The following is a 12,388-nucleotide window of genomic DNA, read 5'->3' on the forward strand; positions in this document are numbered from 1 at the left end:
ATCCTCTGTTGTAAGCGCCCAACCTCTAACGTGTCGGGTCGTTGACGGCCTCGGCCAGCACTTCTTCCAGCCGGGCGATGAACTGGGCGATATGCAGCCCGTCGATCAGGCCGTGATGTGCCTGAACCGCGACGGGGAAATCCACGCGGCCTTGCGCAAAGCCGAACTTTCCGATGGCAACGTTGGGAATGGAGCAATCCCCGAACCGCGCCATGGGATGCTGGATGGAGGTGAAGCGCAGCCAGGGCAGACAGGTGGCAAAGATGTAGTCGCGGTTGGTCAGCGGCGTCAGGCGCAGTTCCACGGCATTGCGGGCGATCTCCCGGTCGGCCAGATAGTTCTTCAGGAAGTCCCGGAAATCCGCCACGAACGGGATGGTGGAGAAATTCAGGTTCTGGTCCCGCCCGATCACCGTGTAGGACAGGGTCAGGTTCTTCACCTCGCTGACCCGCCCCTCCAGCAGGCGCAGCCGCATATGTGGGACATCCAGGCTGGCCCGCCCGACGGCATGCAGCACGCGGGCAAAGGGCGGAATGCCAGCATCCTTGGCCGGCGTCACGAAATCCGGGCAATCGGCCACAGCCGCGATATTCACGGCGGGCTGGTCATAACGGTCGAACAGGGCGATCTGGCGGCTGCGGTCGATCAATTCAGCGCTCCCATGACGGGTTCCCGACCCGATCCGGGGCACTTAGTTGTCTGGGCACGCGATTGCAATGCCCGTCGGCTCCGCCAGAGCCCGGTTTGGATAACCGCGATGGATCTTACGGTCAAGCCGGCAGCAGCACCAGACCCGCCAGCGGCGGCAAGGCGATCTCCACACTGAAGGGCTGCCCGTCCCAGGGCAGAGCCTGGGCCTGCACCGGCTGCGGATTGACGATGCCGCTGCCGGCATAGGCGGCGGCATCGCTGTTCAGCGCCTCCCGCCAGACCCCGCCGAGCGGCACACCGACGCGGTAACGCTGACGCGGCACGGGTGTAAAATTCACCACCGTGACGGCGGCCGCCCCCTCGGCAAAGCCATGGCGGCTATAGGCCAGCACGCTTTCCTCGGCCGCTCCGCCCTTGATCCAGCGGAAACCCTCCCCCTCACAGTCCCGCTCATGCAGGGCCGGCGTGTCGCGGTAGAGATGGTTCAGGTCGCGGACCAGATCGCGCACGCCCCGGTGCCAATGCCCACCGCCATGATCGTCCAGCAGATGCCAGTCCAACTGCCCGTCATGGTTCCATTCGCGTCCTTGCGCGAACTCACCGCCCATGAACAGCAGCTTCTTGCCCGGATGGGTCCACATGAAGCTGAAATAGGCGCGCAGATTGGCGAATTTCTGCCAGTCATCGCCCGGCATGCGGGCCAGCAGCGAGCCCTTGCCATGCACAACCTCATCATGGCTGAGCGGCAGGATGAAATTTTCGGAAAAGGCGTAGAGCAGGCCGAAAGTCAGATCGCTATGGTGATGGCGGCGATGGATGGGATCACGCTGCATATATTTCAGCGTGTCATGCATCCAGCCCATGTTCCATTTATAGCCAAAGCCCAGCCCGCCGGCATGGGCCGGCTGTGACACGCCGGGCCAGGCGGTCGATTCCTCGGCGATGGTGATGGCCCCGCCGCCCTGCCCTTCCTCGGTTCCATAGACCAGGGCGTTCATGCGGCGCATGAAATCGATGGCTTCCAGGTTCTCCCGCCCGCCATGGCGGTTGGGGATCCATTCGCCTTCCTTGCGGCTGTAGTCCAGATACAGCATGGAGGCGACGGCATCCACGCGCAGCCCGTCAATATGGTAATGCCGCAGCCAGAACAGGGCGTTGGAGATGAGGAAATTCGTCACCTCATTCCGACCGAAATTATAGATCGCGGTGTTCCAGTCGGGGTGATAGCCCTGGCGCGGATCGGCATGTTCGTACAGGTGCGAGCCGTCGAATTCATACAGACCATGGGCGTCGGTCGGAAAATGACCGGGCACCCAATCGATGATCAGGCCGATTTCCGCCTGATGGCAGGCATCGACAAAGGCCTGGAAATCGGCCGGCGTGCCAAAGCGAGAGGTCGGCGCAAACAGGCCCAGGGCCTGATAACCCCAGGAGCCGTCGAACGGATGCTCATGCACCGGCATCACCTCGATATGGGTGAAGCCCATTTCCTTCACATACGGCACCAACTGGCCCGCCAGATCGCGCCAGTTCAGGTAGCCGCCATGGCCGGGCCGGCGCCAGGAACCGGGATGCACCTCATAGATCGAAATCGGCGCCGTGCGGGCATTGCGCGCCGCCCGCTTGGCCAGCCAGTCCTTATCCTGCCAGGCATGATGATTGATGCGTGCGACGATGGAGGCGGTGGCGGGCCGGAATTCCGCCGCCAGCGCATGCGGATCGGCCTTCAGTGGCAGCAGATAACCGCCGGCATCCAGAATCTCATACTTGTAATGCGCACCCTCGGCAACGCCGGGCACAAAAATCTCCCAGATGCCGGAGCCCAGGCGCAGGCGCATGACATGCATCCGCCCATCCCAGCCATTGAAGTCGCCCACGACAGAGACGCGCCGTGCATTGGGCGCCCAGACGGCGAAGCGCACGCCGGCCACCCCGTCGATCACATCCGGATGGGCGCCCAGCTTTTCATAGGACCGCCAATGCCGCCCCTCGCCCAACAGATACTGGTCCATCTCCCCCAGGATGGGCGGGAAACAGTACGGGTCCTCAATCTCCCAGCGATCGTTCCCGTGCGACAGGCGCAACCGGTAACCGGCGGCCTGTTCGGCACTCAGCGTGCCTGCGAAGAACCCGTCGGCATGCAGGCGCGGCAGGTCCAGCCGCTCCACCCCGTCCGGACCGATTACGGTCACCCGGTCGGCATCCGGCCGGAACACCCGTAATTCCACCCGCCCCGATCCATCATGCAGCGGATGCGGCCCCAGGATCGCGAAGACATCACCATGTGTCGCCTGGGTAATGGCGGCAATCTCGGCTTCGGACGGGGTCTGGGGCATGGTGAACCTGAGTTGGGGTGGGACTGTAATTTACCATGTTTGCGGGAGGTGAGTGTAGCGCACGTTGCCCCCTCACCCTCCCACGCCTTCCGGCGCGGGCCCCTCCCTCTCCCGCCAGGGGCGGGCGAGGGACGAAATAAGGCTCAACACCATGTTCCGCCCCTCGCCCACGAATGTGGGAGAGGGGGGCCCGAACGCGTCAGCGTTTGGAAGGGTGAGGGAGCGACACAAACTGCCCTTCTCAAATTACGCCCCTCGCCCACGAATGTGGGAGAGGGAGGGGCCCGAACGCGCCAGCGTTTGGGAGGGTGAGGGAACAACGCCCCAACTACCCCCGCTGCCCCAACCGCCGCTCCCGGATCGGCCGCTTCGACCGCGCCAGGCTCTCGGCCAGATTGACACCCCGGCGCAATGCCACCGCGACCTGCAACACGTCCAGCATGGCCAGATGCGCCAGACGGCTGACCATCGGCGTATACATGCTGGTATCCTCCACCACATCGACCAGCAGCGACACCGTGGCCTTTTCCGCCAGCGGCGACCCGCCCGATGTCAGCGCCACCACCTTGGCCCCGCTGTCCAGCGCCAGATCGACCGACCGCAGCAGTTCCCGCGTGCGGCCGGTATGGGAGATGACCAACGCCGCCGCATTCGGCCCCAGCAGGGTGGCCGACATGGCCTGCACATGGAAATCGGTATAGGCGACGCAGGGAATGCCCAGGCGGAAGAACTTGTTCTGCGCATCCATGGCCACCACGCCCGAGGCACCAAAACCATAGAATTCCATGCGCTGCGCTTCGGACAGGATACGAACCGCCTCCTCCAGCGCTTCCGGATTGGTATGGTTGCGCACACGGGTCAGCGACGCGATGGAACGGTTCAGCACCTTGGCGGCCACATCGACGACGGGATCGTCGGGCCGCACCTCCTCGTGCACATAGGGCGTGCCGGTGGCCAGATCCTGGGCCAGACGCAGCTTGAAATCCTGAAAACCCGCACAGCCGATGGAACGACAGAAACGCACCACCGTCGGCTGACTGACCTGCGCCTCCCGCGCCACCTCCGCGACGGAGGCGTTGACCACCGAATGCGGGCGTTTCAGCACCACCTCCGCGATCTTCTGTTCGGATCGGCGCAGACCGGACTGCATGCCGCGGATACGTTCAAGCACGTCGGCCACTCCCCCAAACATGTTCTACCCAGTCTCGGTGATCGTAACCGATCACCGACCTCAATCGCCGGCACCGCCGAACCATCTCCCGGTGAGCCAAACTCCTAGGGAGATAGTATCAGCCGGCCAGCGGGCCATGTAAGGGAATTACACGAAATCCAGCCGGATTTGGCAAGGCCGCCATACAGTCGGTAACAGCGGGGCACCCCTGCCCGCAGATGCTGGCCCGTTCCGCCACCGAAATGCCTTCTATAGGGCAAAAGGCGTAGTAAAGTTACGCCGCAGCGCAGCATGTACGTCACAAACATGCGCGCGAATGCCGGAAATGCAAGGGATATTCGTAGTACCCGCTTGCCCCCTTCGGTAATTCTGCTACATTCAGGGCAGAAGACGGCGCGGACCGCGCGCCGCCTCGGCCGAAAAGCGGCCGGAAATCAAGGGACGGGCGGGCCGGGTGCCATGGCTGATGTGATGCAGGTTAATCCCTTCGACTATGTGGTGTTCGGCGGCACGGGCGATCTGGCCCTGCGCAAGCTGATGCCCGCCCTGTACTATCGCGAACGCGACCATCAGTTGACGGATGACAGCCGCATCATCGGCGTGTCCCGCACCGATCAGAATACCGACAGCTTCCGCGCCCAGATCACCAAGGCCCTGGAACAGTTCATTCCGGCCGATGATATCGACCAGGGCGTGCTGTCCCGGTTCCTGGGCCGCATCACCTATGTGCCACTGGACGCGACCAAGCCGGGCGGCAACTGGCCACTGCTGGTCGAGGCGTTGAAGGATGGCGGGGACAAGGCCCGCGTCTTCTATCTGGCAACCTCGCCTGTCCTGTTCGGTGCCATCTGCCGCAACATTAAGGAAGCCGACCTGATCTGCCCCAAGACGCGCGTCGTCCTGGAAAAGCCGATCGGCAAGGATCAGGCCTCGGCCAACACCGTGAATAACGAGGTTGGCGCCATCTTCAAGGAAGAGCAGATCTTCCGCATCGACCATTACCTGGGCAAGGAATCGGTGCAGAACCTGATGGTGCTGCGCTTTGGCAATGCCCTGTTCGAGCCGCTCTGGTCCGCCAACTATATCGACCATGTGCAGATCACCGTGGCCGAAAAGGTGGGCGTGGAAGGCCGCGCCGACTATTACGACAAGGCCGGCGCGCTCCGCGACATGGTGCAGAACCATTTCCTGCAGCTTCTCTGCCTTGTGGCCATGGAACCGCCGTCATCCCTGACGGAGGACATGATCCGGAACGAGAAGATCAAGGTCCTGCGCGCGCTGCGCCCCATCACCGCGCAGGAGGTGAAGGCCAAGACCGTGCGCGGCCAGTACCGCCAGGGCGCGATCGAGGGCAAGACGGTCCCGGGCTACGCTGAGGAACTGGGCAGCAGCTCCAACAATGAAACCTTCGTGGCCATCAAGGCGGAGGTGGATAACTGGCGCTGGGGCGGGGTCCCGTTCTATCTGCGCACGGGCAAGCGCATGCCCACGCGTTATTCGGAAATCGTGATCCAGTTCAAGGCCGTGCCGCACAATGTCTTCGGGCGGGGTGCGGGCGAGTTGACCGCCAACCGGCTGGTCATCCGGTTGCAGCCGGATGAAGGTGTGAACCTGTCGATCATGACCAAGGTGCCCGGCCCCGGCGGCCTGCGCCTGCGCTCCGTGCCGCTGAACCTGTCCTATGCGGAAACGTTCAAGGACCGGTATCCCGACGCGTATGAGCGTCTGTTGATGGACACCGTGCGCGGCAACCCGTCCCTGTTCATGCGCCGGGACGAAGTGGACGCCGCCTGGGCCTGGATCGACACCATTCAGAAGGGCTGGAAGGACACCGACCAGCCGGCGGAACCCTATCCGGCCGGAAGCTGGGGCCCGCTCTCGGCGGCCCTGCTGCTGGCCCGTGATGATCGGCGGTGGAACGATGCCGACTATTAATGCCCATGCCGACAAGGCATCCCTGGTCGCAGCGTTTGCTGACCATATCGCGGGCCTGATCCGCGATGCGGTGGCCACCTATGGTCGTGCCTCGCTGGTCCTGTCGGGCGGCACCACGCCCGCCGATCTGTTCGCCCGGCTGGATACCTATGACCTGCCCTGGGACAAGGTCTATCTGACCCTGTCGGATGAGCGCTGGGTCGATCTGGATGATCCCGCCAGCAATGAGGCGATGGTCCGCCGGACCCTGTCAAACGCCGTTGCCAAGGGTGCGACCGTCGTCGGCCTGAAAAGCGTGGGTGCTACCCCTGCCGACGGGCTGGCCCGCACCAGCAGCCGGCTGGCCACCATGCCCCGCCCCTATGACCTTGTCCTTCTGGGCATGGGGGAGGACAGCCACACGGCCAGCTTCTTCCCCGGCGCCGCCGGATTGGAAGAGGCGTTGAGCGGGTCACTGGGTCTGGCCGTGGCCGCCGTCACGCCGGCTGCCATTACGGCTGGAGGGAGTGTGCCGGCCCGCATCACCCTGACCTTGCCGGAACTGCTGCGCGCCCGCGCCGTTGCCCTGCTGATCACGGGTGACAAGAAAAAATCCGTTCTGGACACGGCGTTGCTGCCGGGGCCGGTTGAGGCCGCCCCCGTCCGCTCCGTCCTGCACCAGACCCAGGTCCCCGTTTCCATCTGGTGGGCGCCGTAACCCCCTGGCTTTTGCCGGGCGCCCCTGAAGGAGGAAGTTCGAGATGACACAGGACGCCATCCGCCGCGTCACCGACCGGATCATCGGGCGCAGCGTCGCCACCCGGTCCAAATATCTGGAGCAGACCCGCGCCGCCGCCGGCAAGGGTCCCAAGCGCGGCACGCTCGCCTGTGGCAACCTGGCCCATGGTTTCGCGGCCTGTGCCGCCGATGACAAGGCCAAGCTGAAATCGGGGACCGAACCCAACATCGCCATCGTGTCGGCCTACAATGACATGCTGTCGGCGCATCAGCCGCTGGAACGCTATCCGGCGCTGATCAAGGATGCCGTGCGCAAGGTGGGGGCCGTAGCGCAATTCGCGGGCGGCGTGCCCGCCATGTGTGACGGCGTGACCCAGGGTCAGCCCGGCATGGAACTGTCGCTGTTCTCCCGCGATGTCATCGCCATGGCGACGGCCATTGCGCTCTCGCACAACATGTTCGATGCGGGCCTTTATCTGGGTGTCTGCGACAAGATCGTGCCGGGCCTGTTCATCGGCGCCCTGTCCTTCGGCCATCTGCCGGCCGTCTTCGTGCCCGCCGGCCCCATGACATCCGGCCTGTCCAACCCGGAAAAGGCCAAGGTCCGGCAATTGTACGCAGAGGGCAAGCTGGGCCGCGATGCCCTGCTGGAGGCGGAGTCGCAAAGCTATCACGGGCCGGGTACCTGTACCTTCTACGGTACCGCCAATTCCAATCAGATGCTGATGGAGATCATGGGCCTGCACCTGCCGGGCGCATCCTTCATCAACCCCAACACGCCGCTGCGCGACGCCCTGACCGTGGCCGCCGCGGAGCGTGCGGCCAGGATCACGGCGCTGGGCGATGACTACACGCCCATCTGCGACGTGATCGATGAAAAGGCCATCGTCAACGGCATCATCGGCCTGATGGCGACGGGCGGGTCCACCAACCATGCCCTGCATCTGGTCGCCATGGCCGCCGCTGCCGGTATCCAGATCGACTGGCAGGATTTCAGCGACCTGTCCTCCTCGGTGCCGCTGCTGGCCCGCGTCTATCCCAATGGCGTGGCCGATGTGAACCATTTCCACGCCGCCGGCGGCATGCAGTTCGTGATCTCCGAACTGCTGGATAGCGGCCTGCTGCATGGCGATGTGAAGACGGTGGCCGGCGAAGGCCTGGACGCCTATCGCCAGGATGCCTTCCTGGATAATCACGGGGTGGCCACCTGGCGGCCCGGCGTGAAGGAAAGCGCCGATACCAAGGTGCTGCGCCCCGTCGCCGACCCGTTCGACAGCACGGGCGGCATGCGGCTTCTGTCCGGCAATCTGGGCCGGGGCATCATCAAGGTGTCCGCCGTGAAGCCGGAACACCGGGTGATCGAGGCGCCGGCCGCCGTGTTCGACAACCAGGATGACCTTCAGGCCGCCTTCAAGGCCGGTCAGTTGAACCGCGACGTCGTCGCCGTTGTCCGCTTCCAGGGTCCGCGCGCCAACGGCATGCCGGAACTGCACAAGCTGACCCCCGGCCTGGGCGTGTTGCAGGACAAGGGCTTCAAGGTGGCCCTGGTCACCGATGGCCGCATGTCGGGCGCGTCGGGCAAGGTGCCGGCCGCCATCCATATCACGCCGGAATGCCTGGGCGGCGGCCCGCTGGCCAAGGTGCGTGACGGCGACATCATCCGCCTGAACGCCGAAACCGGTGAATTGAACGTGCTGGTCGACGCCGCCGAATTCATGGCCCGCACCGTGACCGTGCCCGACCTGTCCCATAACGAATGGGGCATGGGCCGCAACCTGTTCGGTGCCTTCCGGGCATCCGCCACCGGGGCCGAGCAGGGTGGGTCCTGCTTCGCTGCCCCCGTCACCACCGCCTGATCCGACCGGAACCTGACAAGATGAGCATGGATATCGCCCACATCGCCAGCCTGGCCCCGGTCATTCCGGTGATCATCATCGACCGGCTGGAAGACGCCCAGCCGCTGGCCGAAGCCCTGGTTGCCGGCGGCCTGCCGGTGCTGGAAGTCACCCTGCGCTCGCCCGCGGCCCTGGACGCCATCCGCATCATGGCCAAGGTGCCTGGGGCCGTCGTCGGCGCCGGCACCGTCATCGCCCCGGAGCAGGTGAAGGATGTAGCCGATGCGGGGGCCAAGTTCATCGTCAGCCCCGGCACCTATCCGGGTCTGGTCGATGCGGTGCTGGACAGCGGCATTCCTTACCTGCCCGGTGTGGCGACGCCGGCGGAGATGATGTACCTGCTGTCGCGCGGCATCCGTCACCAGAAGCTGTTCCCGGCCACGGTCGTGGGCGGCATCGACATGCTGAAAGCCGTGTCCTCGCCGCTGTCCCAGATCAAGTTCTGCCCCACGGGCGGCGTCACCGCCGCCACCGCGCCCGATTTCCTGGCCCTGCCCAACGTCATGTGCGTGGGCGGGTCCTGGGTGACGCCGGGCCATCTGGTCAAGGCGGGCGACTGGGCGGGCGTCACATCACTGGCGCGTGAAGCGGCATCCCTGCCCCGCCGCGCTTAACCTTTTTCCGGTCCTCTACGATCGCCGTTGTCCGGTCATTTCACGGCGATCGACCTCAAGGGCGGTTGGGTTCATCCCAGCCGCCCTCTTTTTTTGTACTCCCAGGCGGGGTAGCATTTCCGGAAAGACAGCAACCGGACGGCAGCCCGCGCCAGTTACGGCGCCCCCGCCGTCCCGTTCGACCTTGGATCGGCCCCGCCGCGCCATTGCCCCGTCATCCGGTCGATGCCGTTCAGCTTGCCGCCGAAATCATCGACCACAACCTGATGGCCCATGGCGCGCAGCCTGTCCGCCATGCCGCCGACCGGCGTCCCCGCCTCGATCCGGATCGTATCGCCGCTGCCCATGAAGGTGGGCAGGGCCAGGGCCGACTGCACATCCAGCTTCCAGTCCAGCACGCCGACAATGGCCTTGGCCACCTGCGCGATGATGGTCGGCCCGCCCGCCGCACCGATGGCCAGCACGGCCTGACCGCTCTGGTCATAGACGATGGTGGGCGACATGGAACTGCGCGGGCGCTTGCCCGGCTCCACCCGGTTGGCGGTGGGCACGCCGTCCACGTCGGGCACAAAGTTGAAATCCGTCAGCTCGTTGTTCAGCACATAGCCGTCCACGATGATGCCGGAGCCATAGATATCCTCAATGGTGGAGGTCATGGACGCGACATTGCCCCATTCATCGGCAACGGAGAAATGGGTGGTGCCCGGGATTTCATTGTCGGGAATGTCCGACACGCGCGGCGCATCCTTGGGATTGCCCGGCAACGCCTTGGGCATGGCCTTCTTCGGATCGATCAGCTTGGCCCGATCCTTGATATAGGCGGGGTCGGTCAACCCCTCGACCGGCACCTTAACATGGTCCGGGTCACCCAGCCACTTGGCCCGGTCGGCATAGGCCAGCCGCATCGATTCGCCCAGGATATGCCAGGCTTCCGGGCTGTTCGGCCCCATGGAAGGAATGTCGAACCCTTCCATCTGTTTCAGGATGGTCAGCACCGCGATGCCACCAGAGGAGGGCGGCCCCATGCCGCAGACGGTGTAGACACGGTAGGTGCCACAGACGGGCGGGCGCGACACGGCCCGGTAATTCACCATATCCTCGGCCGTGATGACGCTGGGGTTACGCGGCGCCTTGCCCACCGCCGCCCGCAACCGCTCCGCCGCCGGCCCCTTGTAGAAAGCATCCGCCCCCTTCTCCGCCACCAGCGTCAGCAGATCGGCCAGCTTGGGGTTTTTGATCACCGATCCCACCGGCTTGGGCAACCCGTCCGGCTGATAATAGAGTTCCTGCGCCTCTTTCGACACGGACAGCAGCGGTTTCTGTTCCTCCAGCATCTTCACCATGCGCGGGGTGACGACAAAGCCGTCGCGCGCCAGTTTGATGGCCGGCTGGAAGAGCGCCTTCCAGGGCAGCTTGCCATGGCGGGCATGGGCCAGTTCGATCAGGCGGATATTGCCCGGCACACCGACGGACAGGCCGCCGGCCCGCGCCAGTTCATAATCCATTTCCTGGCCGTTTTGCATGAACCGGTCGGGCCTAGCCGCCGATGGCGCCTCCTCCCGCCCGTCATAGCTGAACGTGTCCTTGGACCCGGCCGGGTGGTACAGCATGAAGCCGCCGCCGCCGATGCCGGACGATTCCGGCTCCACCACCGTCAGGGCCAGCATCAGGGCCGCCGCCGCATCCGCCGCCGACCCGCCCTGGCGCAGGATTCCCCGCCCCGCATCGGTGGCGCGCGGGTCCGCCGACGACACCATGGCCCGGCCCATGGGCAGCGCCGTCACCACCGCACTGTCCTTCTGCGCCCAGGCCCCCGTGGCCGGTATCGCGCACAGCGCGGTGGCAACACAAAGCGACAGGGCAAACGAACGCAGACGGTTCATCGCGGGACATCTCCGGCCAAGCTGCAAGGGCCGTCAGCTTCCCATGAAAAACACGCATATCCTACTGTAAAATATTGGTTATTTTATGGGCAAGGTGCCTAAGCGGCAGCCCCGGCAAAGCGCTGCAGGGCCGGCAGCACTCGCGGCTTGGCCGGCGCAACGACCTCCCGATGGATGCGCCCGACCAGCGATTTGATCAGATCGGTCCGGTTCAACGCGGTGGCCACCATCAACATCTCCATCTCGCCCGCCAGGAAGGGAGAGATTTTCAGCGACAGGCGTTTACGCGGGGATTGTTTCTCAGCCCCCGGGAAGCTGTCGCGGAAGGCCTGCCAATCGGCCAGCAAACCCGCCCCCGCCTCCTTCTCCGCCGCTGCCCCATGCAGGTAATAGGACAGCAGCGCCTTGCGGAAATCGGTCGAAAGCTGCGGATTGATGCGATAGGCGGCAAGGTCGAGCGTTTCCAGGTACAGGGCGGGCAACTGCGCTTCCAGCGATACCGTCGCCCGCTCCCTTGCGGCCCGAATGGCAGGCGTGGATTGCGGCGGAATGGTCAGGACATCACCGCAAACATCGCAAACCCCGACCAGAATGTCGGGCGCACTGCCGTGACCGTCATCAAACGGCACATCGCGGTACCGGAAATGGGTGGTGACCAGCCCGTCCCGGTGACAGACCGCCCTGCCCGCCTCGCCTTCAACATACAGCTTCATGCCTACCTGCCTTCAGCGATGGACGCTGATGAAGGTGGTGTCCGGGTCCAGGAAGTAGAACTTGATGTACCAGCCATTGCGCACCACGATATGGACCTCAATGCTGGCATGGGCATGGTGTGGGCTGGCCCGGTGGTGATTGCCGGTGGCGCCCGCGATCAGGTCATGCACGAAATCCGCCGACACCTCGCCCGTGGCCAGCTTGTTCCTGGTCTCGATGCTATTGCGTGCCTCATGCAGGAACCGGCCGTCACGCAGGTCACGTAAAACCCGGCTTTTGACGGCACGCCAGCCCATCCAGTCCCCCGAACTATACGACAATCCTCGTAAAAAGCAAGGACCCTACACGGCCACATCCGCCTTGATCGGCGGGTGCGGGTCATAGCCTTCGACCACGAAATCCCCGGTCCGGTAGGCATCGGTGCTGTCGGCCCGGCGGGCCAGGGTCCAGCCCGGGAGGGGGCGGGGGTCGG

The 12,388-nt window shown here is 64.8% G+C and carries 10 protein-coding genes; 4 read left to right on the plus strand and 6 right to left on the minus strand.

Annotated elements, in window-relative coordinates; all coding sequences use genetic code 11:
• Nucleotides 1-25: 25 nt before the first annotated feature.
• The 3 genes from KBA48_RS18715 to hexR all read right to left on the minus strand — a co-directional run bounded on the left by KBA48_RS18715 (nt 26) and on the right by hexR (nt 4,158).
• Nucleotides 26-649 (minus strand): CatA-like O-acetyltransferase, encoded by a 624-nt coding sequence (locus KBA48_RS18715; protein WP_292909148.1) that lies wholly within the window; start codon nt 647-649, stop codon nt 26-28.
• A gap of 121 nt (nt 650-770) precedes the next feature.
• Nucleotides 771-2,987, minus strand: a complete 2,217-nt coding sequence (gene glgB / locus KBA48_RS18720; protein WP_292909149.1) for a 1,4-alpha-glucan branching protein GlgB — start codon at nt 2,985-2,987, stop codon at nt 771-773.
• 328 nt (nt 2,988-3,315) lie between these two features.
• Nucleotides 3,316-4,158 (minus strand): transcriptional regulator HexR, encoded by an 843-nt coding sequence (hexR, locus tag KBA48_RS18725; protein WP_054166004.1) that lies wholly within the window; start codon nt 4,156-4,158, stop codon nt 3,316-3,318.
• A gap of 459 nt (nt 4,159-4,617) precedes the next feature.
• Between hexR and zwf the strand changes: the two genes are divergently transcribed.
• The 4 genes from zwf to KBA48_RS18745 are packed head-to-tail and all read left to right on the plus strand — an operon-like array spanning nt 4,618 to nt 9,319.
• The gene (gene zwf, locus KBA48_RS18730) at nt 4,618-6,093 is read left to right on the plus strand and encodes a glucose-6-phosphate dehydrogenase (protein WP_292909150.1); all 1,476 of its coding nucleotides are present in this window, start codon (nt 4,618-4,620) and stop codon (nt 6,091-6,093) included.
• Nucleotides 6,080-6,790, plus strand: coding sequence for a 6-phosphogluconolactonase (pgl, locus tag KBA48_RS18735; RefSeq protein WP_292909151.1), 711 nt, complete (start codon nt 6,080-6,082; stop codon nt 6,788-6,790). The genes zwf and pgl overlap by 14 nt, the downstream gene beginning before the upstream one ends.
• Nucleotides 6,791-6,833: 43 nt before the next feature.
• On the plus strand, nt 6,834-8,666 hold the full coding sequence (gene edd / locus KBA48_RS18740; RefSeq protein ID WP_292909152.1) for a phosphogluconate dehydratase: 1,833 nt from the start codon (nt 6,834-6,836) through the stop codon (nt 8,664-8,666).
• A 20-nt stretch (nt 8,667-8,686) separates the two neighbouring features.
• On the plus strand, nt 8,687-9,319 hold the full coding sequence (locus KBA48_RS18745; RefSeq protein ID WP_292909153.1) for a bifunctional 4-hydroxy-2-oxoglutarate aldolase/2-dehydro-3-deoxy-phosphogluconate aldolase: 633 nt from the start codon (nt 8,687-8,689) through the stop codon (nt 9,317-9,319).
• A 155-nt stretch (nt 9,320-9,474) separates the two neighbouring features.
• On the opposite strand, the gene ggt is transcribed toward KBA48_RS18745, so the two are convergent.
• The 3 genes from ggt to KBA48_RS18760 all read right to left on the minus strand — a co-directional run bounded on the left by ggt (nt 9,475) and on the right by KBA48_RS18760 (nt 12,212).
• Nucleotides 9,475-11,202, minus strand: coding sequence for a gamma-glutamyltransferase (gene ggt, locus KBA48_RS18750; protein ID WP_292909154.1), 1,728 nt, complete (start codon nt 11,200-11,202; stop codon nt 9,475-9,477).
• 98 nt (nt 11,203-11,300) lie between these two features.
• Complete coding sequence (locus KBA48_RS18755; protein ID WP_292909155.1) at nt 11,301-11,915, minus strand: hypothetical protein; 615 nt, start codon at nt 11,913-11,915, stop codon at nt 11,301-11,303.
• 12 nt (nt 11,916-11,927) lie between these two features.
• Nucleotides 11,928-12,212, minus strand: coding sequence for a hypothetical protein (locus KBA48_RS18760; RefSeq protein WP_292909156.1), 285 nt, complete (start codon nt 12,210-12,212; stop codon nt 11,928-11,930).
• Nucleotides 12,213-12,388: the final 176 nt, after the last annotated feature.

Source organism: Niveispirillum sp. (assembly GCF_017996735.1).
In the GTDB taxonomy this organism is placed as follows: Bacteria; Pseudomonadota; Alphaproteobacteria; order Azospirillales; family Azospirillaceae; genus Niveispirillum.

Bases quoted from the DNA above. Each gene is read 5' to 3' on its own strand.
- glgB (WP_292909149.1), bottom strand. From the start codon at position 2,987: ATGCCCCAGACCCCGTCCGAAGCCGAGATTGCCGCCATTACCCAGGCG.
- zwf (WP_292909150.1), top strand. From the start codon at position 4,618: ATGGCTGATGTGATGCAGGTTAATCCCTTCGACTATGTGGTGTTCGGC.
- pgl (WP_292909151.1), top strand. From the start codon at position 6,080: ATGCCGACTATTAATGCCCATGCCGACAAGGCATCCCTGGTCGCAGCG.
- edd (WP_292909152.1), top strand. From the start codon at position 6,834: ATGACACAGGACGCCATCCGCCGCGTCACCGACCGGATCATCGGGCGC.
- KBA48_RS18745 (WP_292909153.1), top strand. From the start codon at position 8,687: ATGAGCATGGATATCGCCCACATCGCCAGCCTGGCCCCGGTCATTCCG.
- ggt (WP_292909154.1), bottom strand. From the start codon at position 11,202: ATGAACCGTCTGCGTTCGTTTGCCCTGTCGCTTTGTGTTGCCACCGCG.
- KBA48_RS18755 (WP_292909155.1), bottom strand. From the start codon at position 11,915: ATGAAGCTGTATGTTGAAGGCGAGGCGGGCAGGGCGGTCTGTCACCGG.
- KBA48_RS18760 (WP_292909156.1), bottom strand. From the start codon at position 12,212: ATGGGCTGGCGTGCCGTCAAAAGCCGGGTTTTACGTGACCTGCGTGAC.